Raw genomic sequence first — 20,082 nt, forward strand, 5'->3', positions numbered from 1 at the left:
ATCTTTGTTCCGTAATTTGCATAGGTTGTAAAACATAAATGATATTAGGAGCTTTTTGGATCGGTTACTTATTTCTCGAGACGTAAGTATGTGAAACAGCGAATCATGATTGAAAATAAAAAAACAGAGTTACAGCTTTACACGCTGAACTCTGTTTTCTTTTTGTGTGGTATCTTCCTTTGTTGAAATGATAATAGCGATTCCGAGCATAATAAAAAAAGCTAAAAAGAGGACGAACTTTGGGAAGAATGGGAATAGTAATAGCGCCCCGACTATCATAATTGTTAATAATACGTAGTGCAGGACGTATTGGAATAGGTTGTCCATGTTTTCGCCCCCTTTTTGGTAATTGGTTATTAGTATTCTATGTTTCATACGGAACGAATAGAAGTGAATTTTTAATTTTTTAATACGAAATAAAAGGGAACGATTGACATGTTTCAAGGAAAGGAATAATCTTGAAATTAATTCATACTATTTTTATAGGAAAAATAAAGATAGTTACAGGGAGGAGGCCTTGTTTCTACATTGTTAAAAATTAGGAAGGTAAAGGTGAGCGTGCAATGAAGAATGTTTTTAAAGGAGCACTTGCTACATTTCTTAGTGTATCAGTATTACTAGCCGGATGTGGTCAAGAGGAAGCGAGCACAAATGAAGCTGGGAACGTACCAAAAGTAAAAGATGAATTTATTAAGGCAAGCGACAAAGCAAAAAGCCCTAAAAAAGTAAAAGAAAGAAAAGATACTTTTGTAGTTGGAATGCCGAGCCCTGGAGGGATATTCCTCCCGCACTTTATGGAGAATGGCTGGGATGGTAATATAACGCAAGCTATATTTGCTCCTCTTGTTGGACTCGATAAGGAAGGGAAACCAATTCCTATTTTGGCGAAGAAGTGGGATATTTCAGAGGATCAGCTTACATACACATTCTATTTGAAAGATGATTTAAAGTTTAGTGATGGTTCACCGTTAACTGCAGATGATGTAGCATTTACATTAACGTTATTACATGATCCAACTTATAGTGGTGCGACTGATATAAGTCAAACAGCCATAAAAGGTGGGCAAGCATATAAAGAAGGAAAGGCAACCTCTATTGAGGGAATTCGAGTCATTGATCCAAAAACAATTACGATTACGACTGAAAAGGTAAATGCTCAAACACTATCATTCATCGGTGGAGAAGTTATATCTAAAGCTTATTACGGGAAAGAGTATAAACAAGGGCACCTGGAATATTTAAAAGAGTTGTATGGAAAACCGGTGGGAGCAGGAGCTTATAAGTTAGATAAATACATTCCTGGTCAAGAGGTTAGATTTGTAGCTAATGAAAATTATTTTGAAGGAAAACCGAAGATTGAGCACTTTATTTATAAAATTACAAAAGGTGATACGAAATTGCAGCAATTCCAAGCAGGAGAAGTAGATTACGATGGTTTTACGACAAATGCGGAGACGATTGAACAATTAAAAGATTTAGGTTTTGCTAATATTAATGTATATACAGGAAGCTCTTACGGCTACATTAAAATGAATTATAAGAAGCCATACTTTAAAGATAAGCGTGTTCGCCAAGCGTTTATTTACGGATTAGAGCGGCAAAAGGTTATTGATACGTATTTCCAAGGTTATGCGTCACTCGTTAATGTACCGATTACGCCAGTTTCGTGGGCATATACAGAAGAGGGCATTAATAAATATGAGTATAATTTAGAGAAGGCAAAGAAATTACTGGATGAGGCTGGATGGAAAGCAGGTTCAGATGGAATCCGTGAAAAAGACGGACAAAAATTGAAAGTAAGTTATTTTGCTTCTTCTGCAAGTAAAATAAATGATGTAATGATCCCGGTAATGAAAGAGGATTATAAAAAGCTTGGTGTAGAGTTTAACCCAGAATATATGGATTTTAATACGATGATTTCAAAAGTGATAAAAGGTGATTATGATTTAGCGATGGTATCCACGCCAATGATTGACGATCCGAGTGGAACAATTGAGGAGTTTGTTTCGACAAGTAAACGAAATTATGATGGATACCATAATCCGAAAGTAGATGAATTAGCGAAGCAGGCGCTAGAAACGTTAGATATTGAAAAACGAAAAGAGATTTATAAAAAGTTGTATCAGGAGTTGAGTGAAGATCCGCCTGTAATCTTCTTAAATAATAGTAAAGTTGTGTCTGCACATCATGCACGAATTCAAGGATTACAAGAAGATAACTATAACGGTATTTTATTAAGTTTACCTAAATTAAAGATAGAAAAATAATTTAGGTGGAATTATCAAAATATTTATTCAGAAAGAATTGACAAAATATAACTGACGATATAAGCTAATAACCATAAAGTCTACCGGAAAGGTCGGAATAGGATTGTTACCCCTCAAAAACATCTATTTTTTTACGATTAAAACCGACTTTTCCGATTGGCTATAAAAATGCTGTGGGGGGCATACATAGGCTAATAAGTTCAAAGGGTATCACTATTAAACAGTTAGGGTGGGGACAATGAAGAAAAAGACAAAAAAATGGGCTGGTGTATTTTCGGTATTACTGAGTAGTTCGCTTGTGTTATCTGCTTGTGGGGGACAGGAGGATACGGCTTCTACAGAACCGGTTAAACAGCAGGATTTAAAAAATATAAAAGTTGAAAAAATTACGGCTACAGATAAGACAAAAGTACCGGATAAGGCGAAAAATAGAAAAGATACGTTTATTTCTGGTATCTCAAAGCCTGGAGGAGTTTTCTTACCTTACTTTCAAGAGAACGGTTGGGATGGCAATGTGACATCGGTTATTTTCGCTTCCCTTGTTACAACAGATAAACAAGGAAAACCTATACCAGATCTTGCTGAGAAATGGGATGTCTCTTCAGACCAATTAACATATACATTTCATTTACGCAAAGACTTGAAATTTAGTGATGGATCGCCATTAACTGCTGACGATGTAGCATTTACATTATCACTTCTACATGATAAAGCGTATGAAGGTGGCGATGATATTTCACAATATGCAATTAAAGGTGGAAAGGAATATAAAGAAGGAAAAGCGACATCTATTGAAGGCATTCAAGTTGTTGATCCACAAACAATTAAAATTACGACTGAAAAAGTTAATTCACAAGCGCTAATTGCTTTAGGTGGTCCAGTATTATCGAAAGCTTATTATGGAAAAGAGTATAAACAAAATACTAGTTTAGATTATTTGAAAGAGTTATATGGAAAGCCGATAGCTGCGGGACCATATAAGTTCGAAAAGTATATCCCAGGACAGGAAGTTCGTTTTACAGCAAATGAAAATTATTATGCAGGCAAACCAAAAATTCAAAACTTTATTTATAAGATTACTTCACCGGATACAAAATTCCAATTATTCCAAACGGGTGAGATAGATTATACAGGAGTAGGCTACGGGGACGAAATTTTAGACCAAGTGAAGAGTTTACAGTTTGCAAATGTTGAAATAGAGACAGCTGCTTCGTTTAGTTATATAAGAATGAATAGTAAAAAACCGTATTTAAAAGATAAGAAAGTTCGTCAAGCTCTTATTTATGGATTGGATCGTAAAAAATATGTAGATACAGCTCTCAAAGGATACGGTACAGTAGCAAATGTTCCAATTCATCCAACATCTTGGGCGTATACAGAAGAGGGCATTAATAAGTATGAATATAATTTAGATAAGGCGAAGAAATTATTAGATGAAGCTGGATGGAAAGCTGGTTCAGACGGAATTCGTGAAAAAGATGGTCAAAAACTTAAATTAACGTACTATGGTGCAAGTTCAGCAAAAGATGGTGATTTATTTATTCCGATAGCAAAAGAGAACTATAAAGAATTAGGTGTTGAGTTCAATCCTGAATTTATGGATTTCAATACGATGCTGTCAAAAGTGAAAAAAGGCGATTATGATTTAGCTTCTGTTGCAACACCAATTACAACAGATCCAAGTGAAACTGTAAGTGGTTACTCTTCAGAAGGTGATGATAATACTTTAGGTTATAAAAATGAAAAAGTCGATGCATTAATTAAAAAAGGAATTGAAACTGTAGATATTGAGAAACGTAAACCAATTTACAAAGAACTGTACAAAGAACTAAGTGATGATCCGCCAGTAATTTTATTAAATTATCGTAGAATCATCACAGCTTACAATGGAAACATTAAAGGAATTGACCCGGAGAAGTATGACAGTATTAGTTCGAACTCACCGGTATTATCTATTGAAAAATAACGAGAAGAATGTATAAGTAGAAGACATTTTTTCATTCGGCTAGTAATATGCTGATTCGAAAAAATGTTCTTCTATTTTAAGCATAAGATTGGAGAGAAAAAGGGTGAAAACGTATATCGTTCGTAGGTTGTTACAAATGATTCCTACACTTTTGGGAACGTCAGTTGTTATTTTCTTCCTGTTCGCGCTTCTTCCAGGGGATTATATTGATTCGAATCCTAAGATTACACCGCAAAGGGCGGAAGAGCTTCGGGAATTGTACGGATTAAATAAGCCAATTGTTGAACGCTATTTTCACTGGCTAGGTAATGCGTTACAAGGAGACTTTGGTTTTTCACTTCAATATCAAGAACCTGTAACATCACTATTAAATAAATTTATTTGGAACTCTTTTATTGTAGCAATTGTTGCATTGTTTTTTATTTGGCTAATCGCACTTATTATCGGTGTATTTTCAGCGACAAAACAACATTCTTTATTCGATAAGCTTGTAACAATTGGTATCTTTGCAGCAATGTCATTTCCTTCATTTTTTATAGGTCTGTTTCTAATTAAGGTGTTCGCAGTTGATCTTAAGTTATTGCCAATAGGTGGAATGATTGATGTTGGTAGTAATTCAACTGGATTCGCTTATGTGATAGAAGTTGCGAAGCATATGGTTTTACCGGTATTTATTTTGACTCTTCTTGGTGTGGGCTCATTAACTCGCTACTTTAGAACGAGTATGTTAGAGGTTGTAAGACAAGATTACATACGAACGGCACGAGCAAAAGGGTTAAAAGAGAAGACTGTTATTTATAAACATGCATTAAAAAATGCCATTTTACCGGCTATTACATTGCTTGCGTTTGAGTTACCTGGATTGTTTTCTGGAGCAATTATTATTGAACAAATTTTTAACTGGCCAGGGATTGGCGGTATTCAATTGGAAGCACTAAATTTTCGTGATTATACAGTATTGATGGCATTTACGATGTTTCTTTCTTGTTTAACAATCGTTTCAAACTTTTTCGCAGATATCGTATATGCAGTTGTTGATCCGCGAATTCGGTTGAAGTAAGGGGGGAAAGAAATGGAGACTGTTACAGTAATTAAAGAGAAGAAAGAAAAAAAGAGAAGAAAAAATGAATCATCGCCATGGCGACAAGCTCTTAAACGGATAAAGAAAAATAAGATGGCGCTCGTAGGATTGTATGCATTAATTTTTATGTTTATATTTTGTTTTATCGGTCCGTTCTTTTCACCGTATGCATCAGGGAAAATACAAGTTGCGTTAATTAATAAACCACCTAGTTTTTCTCATTGGCTTGGTACAGATCAATTAGGAAGAGATATTTTAACGAGACTTATGCAAGCGGGACGAATTTCATTAACGATTGGCCTAGCTTCAATGGTTTTATCGGTGATACTAGGAGCTGTATTAGGAGCTATCGCAGGTTTTTATCGTGGCATCGTTGATAATATTATTATGCGGCTTGCCGATATTTTAATGTCGATGCCAGGATTACCATTACTTATTATAATGGGGGCAATTTTATCAGAGTGGAAAGTACCATCTGGTTATCGTCTGTATGTCATTATGATTATTTTAAGTTTAGTAGGTTGGCCGGGGCTTGCACGTCTTGTAAGAGGTCAAATTTTATCACTTAGAGAGCAGGCGTTTATGCAAGCTGCTGATGTACTAGGAATAAAAGATTACCGGAAAATTATATATCACTTAATTCCTAATGTTTTACCAATATTAATTGTTGTATCCACATTAGGCGTTGCGGGTTCTATTTTAGGGGAATCTGCACTAAGCTATTTAGGTCTCGGCGTCGTTCCACCTACACCATCATGGGGGAATATGATTAGCGCAGCTAACTCATTACTTGATTTCCAAAAGCGCCCATGGTTATGGATTCCGCCTGGTTTCGCAATCTTTATAACAGTTGTATCCATTAATTTACTTGGTGATGCACTTCGTGATGCGTTAGATCCAAAGATGAGACGGTAGGTGAAAAGGTATGAGTAAAGCGGTAGTAGAGCTGAAAGATTTACAAACACACTTTCAGACAGAAGAAGGAACAGTAAAAGCTGTGAATCATGTTAGTTTTACAGTTCGAGAAGGTGAAACTGTTTGTGTTGTAGGCGAATCAGGTTGCGGGAAAAGTGTAACGGCTTTATCTATTATGGGACTTATTGCTGAATCCGGCAGTGTAGTAGGTGGAGATATTTTATATGAAGGAAAAAGTCTTTTAGGAATGAAAGAGAAAGAGCTTCGTAGTTTACGAGGGAATGATATTGCGATGATTTTCCAAGAACCGATGACATCGCTGAATCCGGTCTTCACTGTAGGGGAACAAATTGTAGAGACGTTAAGGGAACATGAATTACTTAGTAAAAATGAAGCATATAAGAAGGCAATTGAGTTAATTCGTAAAGTCGGCATAGCTCGTGCGGATGAAATCGTCCATTCTTATCCACACGAACTGAGCGGTGGTATGTTACAACGTATTATGATTGCTGTTGCACTTAGTTGTAATCCTAAGTTATTAATTGCTGATGAACCGACAACGGCTCTTGATGTTACGATTCAAGCTCAAATATTAGACTTATTAAGACAAGTAAAAGAGGAATTTAAAACATCTATTTTATTAATTACACATGATTTAGGTGTTGTAGCAGAGATGGCTGATTACGTTGTCGTTATGTATGGCGGGAAAGTTATTGAAGAAGCACCAGTACTAGAAATATTCCAAAATCCGAAACACCCGTATACGAAAGGGTTGTTGAAGTCAAAACCAGTGATGGGAAAACGAATAGATAAACTATATTCTATTCCAGGGCAAGTTCCTAATTTAGTTGGTTTGGATGAATTCTGCTACTTCAGCGGTCGTTGTGAGCATTGTATGGAAATATGTAAAGAAGAAGCACCGAATCTAAATGTGCATGATGAGAATCATAAAGTAGCTTGCTGGTTATATGAGGAGCGTGCGGAACAATGAGTGAACCATTATTAGAAGTAAAAAACTTAAAAACATATTTTCCGATTAAAGGCGGCATATTTAGTAGAACGATTGGACATGTAAAAGCAGTTGATGGAGTAAGCTTTACTATTAATAAAGGCGAAGTATTTGGTCTCGTTGGTGAATCAGGAAGTGGAAAAACGACGATAGGAAAAACAATTTTACGTCTCGTCCAAAAAACGGAGGGAGAAGTGAAATTTAAAGGACACGATGTTCATTCTCTATCAAAAGAGGAATTAAGAAAACATCGTCCTAATATGCAGCTTGTGTTTCAAGATCCATTTAGCTCATTAAATCCGAGAATGAGAATTGGAGAGGCACTTGGTGAGCCGATGTTGGCTCACGGATTAGCGACGAAAGAAAATGTTCGTGAAAAAGTAACGGAAGTATTAGAGTTATGTGGCTTAGCCCCATATCATATTGACCGGTACCCTCATGAATTTTCTGGTGGACAACGTCAACGTATCGTTATCGCAAGGGCTATGGTATTAAACCCAGAATTTATTGTAGCTGATGAACCTGTGGCAGCACTAGATGTATCTATTCAAGCACAGATCATTAATTTATTTAGTGAGTTACAGGAGAAAAAGGGACTATCTTATTTATTCATTTCACATGATTTAAGTGTAGTCGAACATTTATGTACGAAAATCGGGATTATGTATTTAGGAACGATTGTGGAGACAGCGCCGCGTGATGAGTTATTTACGAATCCACTTCATCCGTATACAAAAGCATTGTTATCGGCTGTGCCAATACCAGATCCAACAGTGAAGCGAGAGAGAATCATACTAGAGGGTGACATTCCAAGTCCAGCGAATCCACCTTCGGGGTGTCGTTTTCATACACGTTGCCCGTTTGCAACAGATATTTGTAAACAAACGGTACCTGAATTTCGTAATGTTGGTGAGGAGCATTTTGTTGCTTGCCATCATGTATAAAAGAAAAAGACTCTTTCAAATAGAAAGAGTCCTTTTTTTATTTACTAGATGAAGTTTGTTTCAATACAAATTGCTCGATTGCATGAGCAACACCATGTTCATTATTTGTTAATGTTACAACATCACATAGTTTTTTTACATCTTCTTCAGCATTTCCCATTGCAACTGATAAACCAGCTACTTCTAACATGGGTACATCGTTAAAATTGTCACCGATAGCAACTGTATCTTCAATTGGTATATTAAAATGGGCTGCCATTTGTTTCAGTCCATTTCCTTTATGTCCATTCTTATCCATAATTTCTAAATTAGTAGGAGCAGATGCCGTAACTGAAATATCAGTGTCTTCTTGTAACATGCTTAATAGCTGTGCACGATGTGCTGCATTAAATGTCAAAATGAAAAATTTAGATATTTCTAATTCTGGATTATTTACAACATCTTCAATTTTTTGGAAATCAGTAATTAAGTTTGATTTCTTTTGTTTTTCTGTAATTCTTTCAAGTTCCTCAAGCGTAACATCTAGTGCATGCTTGTTTTCTTCGAACGCTTGCATAACTTGATCTTGCCATGTATATGGAGAATAAACTCCTTTATTCGTATATAGCTTATATGGAAAACCCTCAGATTCTAGTAATTTTGCAAGCTTGTATACTTTATCGTTTTGTAAACAACGCGAGTTAATTACCTTTCCATCCACATAAACAATTGCCCCATTGCTTGCTCCAACTGGAAGACATAGTTTATATTCTTCCAATAATTTTAAAGCATCCTCTTTTGCGCGACCAGAACAAATCATGACAATATGACCAGCCTCTTTTGCAGTTTGGATAGCTTGTAAGTTCTCTTTGGAGATCTCAAGATTAGATGATAGTAGTGTACCATCCATATCTAATGCGATTAATTTCAAAATGACCACCTCTTTGTTTTTATTATACATATTTATATAGAGGAAACATATAAACTTATCTTGGAAAGATTGTATTTTATCTAGCACGAACAGTTAGTAAAAGCTTGATAGATTCCAACGTGTTCATTTAAACATGCACTTTAATTTGTAACAAAAGTAGAGGTAAGTATGGGTATATTTCGTTATGTGACTGTAATATTACAATAACGTTACAAACTTCAACTTAGTAGAAAGTGCATTAAAACAAGGTTTTTAAAGGGGGTTATAAAAAAACGTAAAAAAAGTGTAATAAAATTTACGTAATTATATTGCAACGTAACAATAGTTATGTTACATTAATGTTACAAACGTTACGTTATTAAATTTAATGTAACGCTAACATAAAAACTATGAAATAAACATTTCTTAGAAATTACATATAGATAACTTATTAAAAGGAGGATACATAAAATGAAAGAGCAAGTATTACAAGTAACAAAAGGTGACTTCGTAGGATCAGCAAGTGGAGCGGTAGTATTAACAGCATTAATCGTATTTCTATCAAGCGTATTAGTATAATAGAGGCTTTGTAATAAAAGAAAAAGAGAGGAGAATGCAAAATGAAAGAGCAAGTATTACAAGTAACAAAAGGTGACTTCGTAGGATCAGCAAGTGGGGCAGTAGTATTAACAGCGTTAATCGTATTTCTATCAAGCGTATTAGTATAATAGAAGCTTTGTAACAAAAAACAAATGAAGGGAGAATGAAAGATATGAAAGAGCAAGTATTACAAGTAACAAAAGGTGACTTCGTAGGATCAGCAAGTGGAGCAGTAGTATTAACAGCATTAATCGTATTTCTATCAAGTGTATTAGTATAATAGAGGCGTTGTAATAAAAGAAAAAGAGAGGAGAATGCAAAATGAAAGAGCAAGTATTACAAGTAACAAAAGGTGACTTCGTAGGATCAGCAAGTGGAGCAGTAGTATTAACAGCGTTAATCGTATTTCTATCAAGTGTATTAGTATAATAGAAGTTTTAAATTATACAAAATGAAAGGAGAATGAGGAATATGAACAGTGAACAAGTGTTACAAGTAACAAAAACAGATTTATTAGGATCATTAGGTGGAGCGGTAGTATTAACATCATTTATTCTATTCCTTGCAAATGTATTAGTATGAGACATATAAATACAATCATTCAAAAAAAATAAAGACTCTAGCATATTAGTAAGTAGTTAATATGTTGGGGTCTTTTTTGTTTTCTTCTATATATCCCTCCAAGTATGAATAGCCTCCCTTTATTTTAAAGAGAAAAAAGTCGAATTTTATATGTAAGAAAAAAAGAGGAATTTGACAGAAAAGATAGAAAATTTTAAAGGTCAGAATTTGTTAGCTTGCTAACTAATTTCTATCAATTGATGTTGGAAGCGTTTTCGGTTGGTTTTAAGTATGGACCATTTAATCTATTTACAGGGGGATGAGGATTTTATGAAACAAAAATCTATGGATACGCTAGCTGCACAAATGGAGGACTTTTTTCCAGTACGTGATGTAGATCATTTAGAATTTTACGTAGGAAATGCAAAGCAATCAAGTTATTACCTTGCGAGAGCATTCGGATTCAAAATTGTGGCTTACTCTGGATTGGAAACTGGTAACCGTGAAAAGGTATCTTATGTTCTTGTGCAAAAAAATATGCGTTTTGTTGTGTCTGGAGCTTTAAGTAGCGACAATCGTATTGCAGAGTTTGTAAAGACTCATGGTGATGGCGTAAAAGATGTGGCGTTACTTGTTGACGATGTTGATAAAGCATACTCGGAAGCAGTGAAACGTGGTGCCGTCGCAATTGCTCCACCTGTAGAGTTAACAGACGAGAACGGTACATTGAAGAAAGCAGTTATTGGTACGTATGGTGATACAATTCACACGCTTGTAGAGCGTAAAAATTATAAAGGAACATTTATGCCAGGGTTCCAAAAGGTCGAGTTTAATATTCCATTTGAAGAGTCAGGCTTAATCGCTGTAGACCACGTAGTTGGTAATGTCGAAAAAATGGAAGAGTGGGTTAGTTATTACGAGAACGTTATGGGCTTTAAACAAATGATCCATTTTGATGATGATGATATTAGTACAGAGTATTCAGCGCTAATGTCGAAAGTTATGACAAATGGAAGTCGTATTAAGTTCCCTATTAATGAGCCAGCAGATGGAAAGAGAAAATCACAAATTCAAGAATATCTAGAGTTCTACAATGGAGCAGGTGTACAACATCTTGCTTTATTAACGAGTGACATTGTTAAAACAGTTGAAGCACTTCGTGCAAATGGTGTGGAGTTCTTAGATACACCAGATACTTATTATGATGAGTTAAGTGCACGAGTTGGAAAAATTGATGAGGAAATTGATAGGTTAAAAGAATTAAAGATTTTAGTAGATCGCGATGATGAAGGATACTTACTACAAATCTTTACGAAACCAATTGTAGATCGTCCAACTTTATTTATTGAAATCATTCAACGTAAAGGTTCTCGCGGATTTGGAGAAGGGAACTTTAAAGCATTATTCGAATCGATTGAAAGAGAACAAGAGCGTCGCGGAAATTTATAAAATTGATATCCACCAGCAAAAATTCTTTTGTTGGTGGAAATTTCATTTTCATAGGGAGGAATCATGATGAAATTTGTTACATTTCGTCTTCCTTCGAAAGAAATGCGAGCTGGATGGCTTGAAGGTGACAAAGTAATTGATATGAATCTTGCTAGTAATGGGAAATTACCTTCTTCTATGTTCGCCTTTTTAGAGAAAGCGGATGAGTATGTAGAAGTATTGCGTAAGATTAAGAATCCAGAAAAGGGTATATATGCCTTAGAGGAAGTACAATTAGCGGCGGCAATTCCTAATCCGAGTAGTATTCGGGATTTTTACGCGTTTGAACAGCATGTAAAAACGGCTCGTGGCCGAAGAGGGCTAGATGTTGTACCTGAATGGTACGATTTTCCGGTTTTTTATTTTACGAACCATCGTGCTGTAATTGGTCCGGATGATTTTGTAATCTCTCCGAATAAATCTAAAAAACTTGATTATGAGTTAGAGATTGCTTGCGTAATTGGGAAAGAAGGAAGAAATATTTCTCGTGAGCAAGCAGAAGAATACATTTTTGGTTATTGTATTATGAACGACTGGAGTGCAAGGGACTTACAAGCAACAGAAATGAAGGTAGGACTCGGTCCGGCAAAAGGAAAAGATTTTGCAACTTCATTAGGAGCATACCTTGTTACGAAAGAGGAACTAGATGTTTATCGTAACGGTGACCGTTATGAGTTAGAAATGACTGCGCATGTAAATGGAAAGCTATTATCAAAGGGGAAATTCCAAGATATTTACTATACATTTGCTGAAATGATTGAACGTGCTTCGGAAGACGTTACGTTATATCCAGGTGATGTGATTGGTTCTGGGACAGTAGGAACAGGGTGTATTTTAGAACTGGGTACGGAAGAGTGGCTGCAAGATGGAGATGTTGTAGAACTTACGATTACTGGTTTAGGTACATTACGTAATACGGTCAAAAAAGAAAAGGAAGCAGGTGATGAGCATGTTTTATCGTCACATGGGGGAGCTACCTCATAAACGACATGTACAATTCCGTAAAAAAGATGGATCACTTTATCGTGAACAGGTAATGGGAACGAAAGGTTTTTCTGGTACGCAGTCTATTTTGTATCATCATTATATGCCAACAGAAGTAGGGCATGCGGCACTATCGCATTCTTGTCAGCTACAGTATGAAGAGGATGTTGCACTTTCTCATCGTCACTTCCGCACGAAAGAAAATAAAAAAAGTGGTGATGCAGTAAGTGGGAGAAACTTCATACTTGGAAATGAAGATTTATTAATCGGAGTAGTGAGTCCAACAGAGAAAATGGATTATTTCTATCGTAATGGTGATGGTGATGAAATGTTGTTTGTTCATTATGGAACAGGGAAAATTGAAACGATGTTTGGAACGATTCACTATAGAAAAGGTGATTATGTAACGATTCCAATCGGAACAATCTATCGTGTTATTCCAGATGAAGGCGAGACTAAGCTTCTTGTTGTAGAGGCAAATAGCCAAATTACAACGCCACGTCGCTATCGCAATGAATACGGACAATTGTTAGAGCATAGTCCGTTTTGTGAGAGAGATATTCGTGGTCCTGAAAAATTAGAGACATATGATGAAAAAGGTGAGTTTGTCGTAATGACAAAGTCGAGGGGCTATATGCACAAGCATGTTTTAGGGCATCATCCTTTAGATGTAGTTGGATGGGATGGCTATTTATATCCGTGGGTCTTTAATGTAGAGGACTTTGAACCAATCACAGGTCGTATTCATCAGCCACCTCCCGTACATCAAACGTTCGAGGGTCACAATTTCGTTATTTGTTCTTTCGTACCACGTTTATATGATTATCATCCAGAATCTATTCCAGCTCCGTACTATCACAGTAATGTAAATAGTGATGAAGTCCTTTACTATGTGGAAGGTAACTTTATGAGCCGGAAGGGTGTGGAAGAAGGTTCTATTACACTTCATCCGAGCGGTATTCCTCATGGACCGCACCCTGGGAAAACAGAGGCAAGTATAGGGAAAAAGGAAACGCTTGAATTAGCTGTTATGATAGATACATTCCGTCCGCTTCGTATTGTAAAACAAGCACATGAAACCGAAGATGAAAAGTATATGTATAGCTGGATTGAAGAAGGTTCACATACTGTGAAATAGATAAAAAGAGGCGTGCTCGATAAAGGAGCATGCCTCTTTTATGGAATCGACATGTATAATAATACCAAAAAAAGTTATGGAAAGATATATAGAAAGAATGATAAGGACGGTGTATATTCCTAAGAATTTCTGCTTATTTCGACAGGAATTATTGCGAGGAATTTTAGTTTGAAAATTTGTATTTTTCTGATTCTATATATAATATAATTGTTGGGGAACAAAGGGGGGGACTTATGAAAAATACGTGGCGTGAGTTAAGGGAGATGGACCGTAACGTATGGATTCGGTTTATTGGCGAGACGTTAAATGGAATTGCGATGATGATGTTGATGCCTTTTTTTGCATTATATTTAAAAGATAAGGTTGATTCATTATTACAGGTTGGAGTTATTATGGCGCTTTCTCCAATTGCTGCAAGCTTCGGATCAATTATAGGGGGAAGAATTGCTGATATATATGGAAGAAAGCCGATCATGATATTTTCGATGACGAGTAATGCGGTATTCATGCTCGGTTTTTTATTTATAGAAGGATTTATTCCGTATGCGATTTTATCTGTTTTTTTAGGGTTAAGTAATTCGCTATTTCATCCAGCTGCATCAGCGATGGTTGCAGATGTAACAAAGCCAGAAAAAAGAACAGAAGCATATGGTTTATTACGAATGGGGCACAATATAGGTGCTGCAATCGGCCCAATAATGGGGGCTTCAGTAGTTATGTTGTCGAAGAACCTTGTATTTATTATCGCTTCGTCTACGATGTTATTTTATGCATTACTTGTATTCATACTTATTCAAGAGACAATGCCAAAGAATACGAATAAAGAAGAGGGTAACGAAAAGGAATCAGGAGCAGTGTGGAAAATTGTATTGCGAGATAAGGCACTCATGATTTATTTATTAGCAGGTATCATTATTTCGATGGGATTTTCTCAAACAGAAGGCATGTTGCCATTGCACTTTGATAATGAAATGAAAGATATTTTTGGAACTAACAATCCATACCCATATTTAATGGCTTTAAACGGACTATTAGTTGTGTTGTTCCAGTTTCAAATTTCAAAATGGGCCACGGATAAACCTGTCGGAAAGACGATGTTATATGGTGCATGTTTGTTCGGGATTGGTTTGTTTTTTATAGGCTGGTTACCGAAGTGGTTTGGAGGATTAGATACAAATGCTACCGTTATTTTAATTACATTAATGTTCGTTTATGCCATATATACGTTAGGTGAGATGATTATGTCGCCTGTACAGATGACGTTTGTAGCGAATTTGTCCCCTGAGCATTTGAGAGGGACTTATATGGGAGCTGCAAGTTTACAGTGGATTACAGGAAGTGCATTCGGTCCACTTCTTGGAGGTTTTTTACTAGATCGATTACTTGGCCACTTTCTATTTACAATTTTAGCTATAGGATGTGTAGTTGCAGGTGTTGTATATGTTTCTTTAGATCGTCTCGTTGAACAAAGGCAAAAAAGCAAACTGACTAAACAATCTTCTTAATAAGTAGATGATATACACAAAAAGGGGATTTCTACATATTCTAGGTACATAACTAGATTGAGTTGCCATTTTATATATTTACGAAGAAATTTAAGTAGAAAAAGTATAGAAAACCAATAAGTGGTGTCATTTATTTATTTGTGGAAGTTACATTTTATTTCAAATAGGAACTACCTATTTTTATAAAAAGTGCTAAAATAGAAAAATGAAAACAATTGGTTAGGGTGATTTCAGTGACAAAAATTAAATTAGGTTTATTATATGGTGGAAAATCAGCTGAGCATCAAGTTTCGCTACAAACGGCTCTTGCTGCTATTAAAGCATTAAATCAAGATAAATTCGAGATTCATCCAATTTATATTACAGAACAAGGTCAATGGGTGCGCGGTGAGCGTATTGAAGGTGAAGTAACAGATGTTGAAGTTCTAAAAATGAGCGGTGCAGAAAATGCGATTTCTCCGTTATCATTAAGCACAGAAATCATTCCATCTGCAGCTTCTGAGGAAAATGCTATCGACGTTATTTTCCCACTATTACATGGACCAAATGGTGAAGATGGAACGGTTCAAGGATTATTAGAATTAATGAACATTCCTTATGTAGGGAATGGTGTTCTAGCATCTGCTGCTGGTATGGATAAAGTTGTTATGAAAAACATCTTTGCAGAAGCTGGATTGAAACAAGCAAAATATGCATCATTCATTCGTAGCGCATGGGAAAAAGATCGTGAAACAGCATATGAAAAAGTAGAAGAAGTATTAGGATATCCTTGCTTCGTAAAACCAGCAAACCTTGGTTCAAGTGTTGGTATTAATAAGTGTAAAAATCGCGAAGAACTTGAGAATGCATTTGAAGAGGCGTTCCAATTTGACCGTAAAATTATTGTAGAAGAAAATATTGTTGGACGTGAAGTAGAAGTTGGTGTACTAGGTAATGATGAGCCGAAATGTTCAGTTGTAGGTGAAATCGTACCGAAAAAAGACTTCTATGATTATAAGTCGAAATACATCGATGGAGATACAGCGTTAATTATTCCAGCTGAAATGACAGAAGAAGAGTCTAATGTCATTAAGCGAGATGCGATTATTGCATTCCAATCGTTAGATGGTGCTGGCTTAACAAGAGCTGATTTCTTCTTAACGAAAGATGGAGAAGTATATATTAACGAAGTGAATACGATGCCAGGATTTACGCCGTTTAGTATGTTCCCTCTATTATGGCAACATACTGGATTACCGTATCCGGAATTAATTGAAGAGCTAATCAATTTAGCAATTGCGCGTCACGAGGAAAAACAAAAAATTAAATATACAATCTAACAAAAAAGGAGGAGGCACTATTCGCAGGAATAGTGCTTCCTCTATGTAAGGAGTGTTTTCATGATAAATCGAACGTTAAAACAAGTAGAACAGATGGTAAATGGTACGGGATTAGCAGAGCAATATGAGGGAATTACTATACAAGGAGTATCTATTGATACGAGAAAAATTGAAAAGGGAAACTTATATGTTCCAATTCAAGGTGAACGTTTCGATGGACATGCTTTTGTAGAAAAAGCTGTTGAAAATGGAGCTGTGGCGACATTATGGATGAAAGATGTAGCAAATCCACCAGAGAATCTTCCAGTTATTATTGTAGAAGACACGCTATCGGCATTACAAATGTTAGCGAAAAATTATCGCGATCAATTGGATGTGAAAGTTATTGGTGTGACAGGTAGTAACGGTAAAACATCTACAAAAGATATTGTAACAAGTCTTCTTGCGACTAAATTCAAAGTTCAAAAAACAGAAGGAAACTTCAATAACCATATCGGGTTACCTCTTACTATTTTAAATTTAGAGGAAAATACAGAAGTAGCTGTATTAGAAATGGGTATGTCAAGCCGAGGGGAAATTGAATTCTTATCTAAGTTAGCACGTCCAAATGCAGCTATCATTACGAACATTGGTGAGGCACATTTAATGGACTTAGGCTCTCGTGAGGCGATTGCTGAAGCGAAATTAGAAATTGTAACAGGATTACAAGAAGGTGGAGTATTCGTATATAACGGAGATGAGCCATTATTAACAAATCGTGTTCCTGAAATGAATTTAATAGCTGAAACAGTTACATTTGGTGACGCTAGAGCAAATGATTACTATCCAACGACTGTAACATTACAGGCAACTGGGACACACTTTAAAATGAACAGAGAAGAAAATATTTCATTCTATCTACCGGTATTAGGAAAACACAATGTGTATAATACGCTTGCTTCAATGGCAATTGCGAAACATTTCGGTGTAACGTGGGAAGAGATGAAAGAAGGTTTAGTGACACTTCAAATGACGGGCATGCGTATGGAGATTGTAAAAACAAATAGTGGTTTAACAATTATCAATGATGCTTATAATGCAAGTCCAACGGCTATGGAAGCAGCATTCCATTTAATGAATGGCTTAGATGGATTTGCTAAAAAGATTGTTGTACTCGGTGATATGTTAGAGCTTGGAAATCAAGAGGTACAGTTTCATTATGAGGTAGGTAAATTAATCGATCCAGCAAAAATTTCATATGTGTTCACATATGGTAAATTAGGGGCTCAAATTGCTGAAGGAGCGAAAATTAATTTTCCTAATGAACGTGTAAAAGCGTATGATAATAAAGAAGAGTTAGTAAAAGAGTTGCAAGCAGTAGTCGATGCGAAAGATGTGGTATTAATAAAAGCATCTCGCGGTATGAAATTGGAAGAAGTAATTACGATGTTGAAATAATTGGTGTATATAAATAGGGATGATAGCTGCGAAAATAGAAGAAACTTATAATAAGCGCTTACAGTAAATATAAAAAAATAAAAGTGAAGAAAAAAACTCTGAATATGAAAATAAGGTAACAGTTGGGTTTGCTTTTTACACATACAAAACTTATAATTGATAAAGTGTAATAACGTTTAGAAGTATTTTCGCGAAGAATATACGCCCGTTTATATACGTGAGCATTCAGGAAAAGGGCTTTTCCGCAAATTCGGAAAACGCCTTTTTTTAAATGATAAGTATAGGATAGAAAAGGAGAAGTAACATTGACAACATTTCGAGAATTAGGATTAAGTGAGTCTTTACTGCAATCTGTTGAAAGTATGGGCTTTGAAGAGGCTACGCCGATTCAAGCTGAAACAATTCCACATGCATTGCAAGGTAAAGATATTATTGGGCAAGCACAAACAGGTACAGGGAAAACAGCAGCATTCGGATTACCACTATTAGACAAAGTGGATACAAATAAAGAATCAGTACAAGGTATTGTTATCGCGCCAACGCGTGAATTAGCAATTCAAGTTGGAGAAGAGCTATACAAAATTGGTAAACATAAACGCGTTCGTATTTTACCAATCTATGGTGGTCAAGATATTAACCGCCAAATTCGTGCTCTAAAAAAACACCCACACATTATTGTTGGTACGCCGGGTCGTATTTTAGATCATATTAACCGTAAAACACTTCGCTTACAAAACGTAGAGACAGTTGTTCTTGACGAAGCGGATGAAATGTTAAACATGGGCTTCATTGAAGATATTGAAGCGATTTTAACAGATGTGCCAGAAACGCATCAAACATTATTATTCTCAGCAACAATGCCAGATCCAATCCGTCGTATTGCTGAGCGTTTCATGACTGAGCCTCAACACATTAAAGTAAAAGCAAAAGAAGTAACAATGCCAAACATTCAGCAGTTCTATTTAGAAGTGCAAGAAAAGAAAAAGTTTGACGTGTTAACACGCTTACTAGATATTCAATCTCCAGAACTTGCAATCGTATTCGGTCGCACAAAGCGTCGTGTTGATGAATTATCAGAAGCATTAAACTTACGTGGTTATGCTGCAGAAGGTATCCATGGTGATTTAACACAGGCGAAACGTATGTCTGTACTACGTAAATTTAAAGAAGGTTCTATCGAAGTTCTTGTTGCAACAGACGTTGCTGCACGTGGTCTTGATATTTCAGGCGTAACACACGTATATAACTTCGATATCCCACAAGATCCAGAATCATACGTTCACCGTATCGGCCGTACTGGTCGTGCAGGTAAAAAAGGTATTGCAATGCTATTTGTAACACCACGTGAATCAGGACAATTAAAAAATATCGAGCGTACAACAAAACGTAAAATGGACCGTATGGATGCACCGACACTTGACGAGGCACTAGAAGGTCAACAACGTTTAATCGCTGAAAAACTTCAAAGCACAATTGAAAATGATAACTTATCATACTACAAGCGTATTGCAGAAGAAATGTTAGAAGAGAACGACTCTGTAACAGTAGTAGCTGCTGCTTTAAAAATGATGACAAAAGAGCCAGATACAACTCCAATCGCTTTAACATCAGAACCACCAGTTGTTTCAAGAGGTGGCGGTTCTAAAAAACGCGGCGGTAACGGAGGCGGATACCGTGATGGTAACCGTAATCGTAGTCGTGACGGACGCGGCGGTGGCGATGGTCGTAACCGTGATCGTAACCGTGATGGACGCGGCGGTGGCGATGGCCGTAACCGTGATCGCAATCGTGATGGTGGTAACCGTGATCGTAATCGTGATGGCGGTAGCCGTGGTCGTAAAGGCGAAGGTCAAGGTCGTCCTGGATCTTCAAATGGACGTGGCGAAAGAAAACATCATAGCCGTCCACAAGCTTAATACAAAAGAGAATGCCCTTTGCTGGCATTCTCTTTTTTTATTTCTGTAATTGTACATACTACA

General features: G+C 36.2%; 20 protein-coding genes. 18 read left to right on the top strand and 2 right to left on the bottom strand.

Annotation, left to right across the window (positions count from 1 at the left end; all coding sequences use genetic code 11):
- Nucleotides 1–129: 129 nt before the first annotated feature.
- On the bottom strand, nt 130–327 hold the full coding sequence (locus tag KI369_RS09510) for a hypothetical protein (protein WP_000369249.1): 198 nt from the start codon (nt 325–327) through the stop codon (nt 130–132).
- Between the two features lie 236 nt (nt 328–563).
- On the opposite strand from KI369_RS09510, the gene KI369_RS09515 reads away from it, so the two are divergent.
- The 6 genes from KI369_RS09515 (at nt 564) to KI369_RS09540 (ending at nt 8,182) form a co-directional block, all read left to right on the top strand.
- Nucleotides 564–2,267, top strand: coding sequence for an ABC transporter substrate-binding protein (locus tag KI369_RS09515; RefSeq protein ID WP_212955798.1), 1,704 nt, complete (start codon nt 564–566; stop codon nt 2,265–2,267).
- 238 nt (nt 2,268–2,505) lie between these two features.
- On the top strand, nt 2,506–4,233 hold the full coding sequence (locus KI369_RS09520) for an ABC transporter substrate-binding protein (RefSeq protein ID WP_212955799.1): 1,728 nt from the start codon (nt 2,506–2,508) through the stop codon (nt 4,231–4,233).
- Between the two features lie 103 nt (nt 4,234–4,336).
- Entirely contained in the window at nt 4,337–5,293 is a 957-nt protein-coding gene (locus tag KI369_RS09525) for an ABC transporter permease (RefSeq protein ID WP_061677933.1), read from the top strand.
- A gap of 12 nt (nt 5,294–5,305) precedes the next feature.
- Nucleotides 5,306–6,229: an oligopeptide ABC transporter permease gene (opp4C, locus tag KI369_RS09530; protein WP_212955800.1), complete on the top strand. Its 924-nt coding sequence runs from the start codon at nt 5,306–5,308 to the stop codon at nt 6,227–6,229.
- Between the two features lie 10 nt (nt 6,230–6,239).
- Entirely contained in the window at nt 6,240–7,220 is a 981-nt protein-coding gene (locus KI369_RS09535; protein ID WP_000030796.1) for an ABC transporter ATP-binding protein, read from the top strand.
- A complete protein-coding gene (locus KI369_RS09540; RefSeq protein WP_001294493.1) occupies nt 7,217–8,182 on the top strand; it encodes an ABC transporter ATP-binding protein in 966 nt (321 codons plus the stop codon). The genes KI369_RS09535 and KI369_RS09540 overlap by 4 nt, the downstream gene beginning before the upstream one ends.
- 37 nt (nt 8,183–8,219) lie before the next feature.
- Here KI369_RS09540 and KI369_RS09545 read toward each other — a convergent pair whose 3' ends face one another.
- A complete protein-coding gene (locus KI369_RS09545; RefSeq protein ID WP_212955801.1) occupies nt 8,220–9,092 on the bottom strand; it encodes a Cof-type HAD-IIB family hydrolase in 873 nt (290 codons plus the stop codon).
- Nucleotides 9,093–9,542: 450 nt separating this feature from the next.
- Here KI369_RS09545 and KI369_RS09550 point away from each other — a divergent pair, with 450 nt between their 5' ends.
- The 12 genes from KI369_RS09550 to cshA all read left to right on the top strand — a co-directional run bounded on the left by KI369_RS09550 (nt 9,543) and on the right by cshA (nt 20,019).
- Nucleotides 9,543–9,650 (top strand): DUF3948 family protein, encoded by a 108-nt coding sequence (locus tag KI369_RS09550; protein ID WP_000664237.1) that lies wholly within the window; start codon nt 9,543–9,545, stop codon nt 9,648–9,650.
- A gap of 41 nt (nt 9,651–9,691) precedes the next feature.
- Complete coding sequence (locus KI369_RS09555; RefSeq protein ID WP_000664237.1) at nt 9,692–9,799, top strand: DUF3948 family protein; 108 nt, start codon at nt 9,692–9,694, stop codon at nt 9,797–9,799.
- A 35-nt stretch (nt 9,800–9,834) separates the two neighbouring features.
- Nucleotides 9,835–9,951, top strand: a complete 117-nt coding sequence (locus tag KI369_RS09560; protein ID WP_000654250.1) for a DUF3948 family protein — start codon at nt 9,835–9,837, stop codon at nt 9,949–9,951.
- Nucleotides 9,952–9,992: 41 nt separating this feature from the next.
- Nucleotides 9,993–10,100 carry a DUF3948 family protein gene (locus KI369_RS09565; protein WP_000664237.1) on the top strand — a complete coding sequence of 36 codons (108 nt, stop codon included), beginning with the start codon at nt 9,993–9,995 and terminating at the stop codon, nt 10,098–10,100.
- A 42-nt stretch (nt 10,101–10,142) separates the two neighbouring features.
- Entirely contained in the window at nt 10,143–10,253 is a 111-nt protein-coding gene (locus KI369_RS09570; protein WP_001083700.1) for a DUF3948 family protein, read from the top strand.
- 309 nt (nt 10,254–10,562) lie between these two features.
- Nucleotides 10,563–11,681: a 4-hydroxyphenylpyruvate dioxygenase gene (gene hppD, locus KI369_RS09575; protein ID WP_212955802.1), complete on the top strand. Its 1,119-nt coding sequence runs from the start codon at nt 10,563–10,565 to the stop codon at nt 11,679–11,681.
- A 66-nt stretch (nt 11,682–11,747) separates the two neighbouring features.
- The gene (locus KI369_RS09580) at nt 11,748–12,704 is read left to right on the top strand and encodes a fumarylacetoacetate hydrolase family protein (RefSeq protein ID WP_212955803.1); all 957 of its coding nucleotides are present in this window, start codon (nt 11,748–11,750) and stop codon (nt 12,702–12,704) included.
- Nucleotides 12,670–13,842, top strand: coding sequence for a homogentisate 1,2-dioxygenase (locus KI369_RS09585; protein ID WP_212955812.1), 1,173 nt, complete (start codon nt 12,670–12,672; stop codon nt 13,840–13,842). Before KI369_RS09580 ends, KI369_RS09585 begins: the two co-directional genes overlap by 35 nt.
- Before the next feature lie 233 nt (nt 13,843–14,075).
- Nucleotides 14,076–15,347: an MDR family MFS transporter gene (locus tag KI369_RS09590; protein WP_212955804.1), complete on the top strand. Its 1,272-nt coding sequence runs from the start codon at nt 14,076–14,078 to the stop codon at nt 15,345–15,347.
- A 233-nt stretch (nt 15,348–15,580) separates the two neighbouring features.
- Complete coding sequence (locus KI369_RS09595) at nt 15,581–16,666, top strand: D-alanine--D-alanine ligase (RefSeq protein WP_212955805.1); 1,086 nt, start codon at nt 15,581–15,583, stop codon at nt 16,664–16,666.
- 60 nt (nt 16,667–16,726) lie between these two features.
- A complete protein-coding gene (murF, locus tag KI369_RS09600; RefSeq protein ID WP_212955806.1) occupies nt 16,727–18,103 on the top strand; it encodes a UDP-N-acetylmuramoyl-tripeptide--D-alanyl-D-alanine ligase in 1,377 nt (458 codons plus the stop codon).
- Between the two features lie 305 nt (nt 18,104–18,408).
- Nucleotides 18,409–20,019, top strand: coding sequence for a degradosome RNA helicase CshA (gene cshA / locus KI369_RS09605; RefSeq protein WP_144616176.1), 1,611 nt, complete (start codon nt 18,409–18,411; stop codon nt 20,017–20,019).
- Nucleotides 20,020–20,082 lie beyond the last annotated feature (63 nt).

The organism is Bacillus sanguinis (assembly GCF_018332475.1).
Classification (GTDB): Bacteria; Bacillota; Bacilli; order Bacillales; family Bacillaceae_G; genus Bacillus_A; species Bacillus_A sanguinis.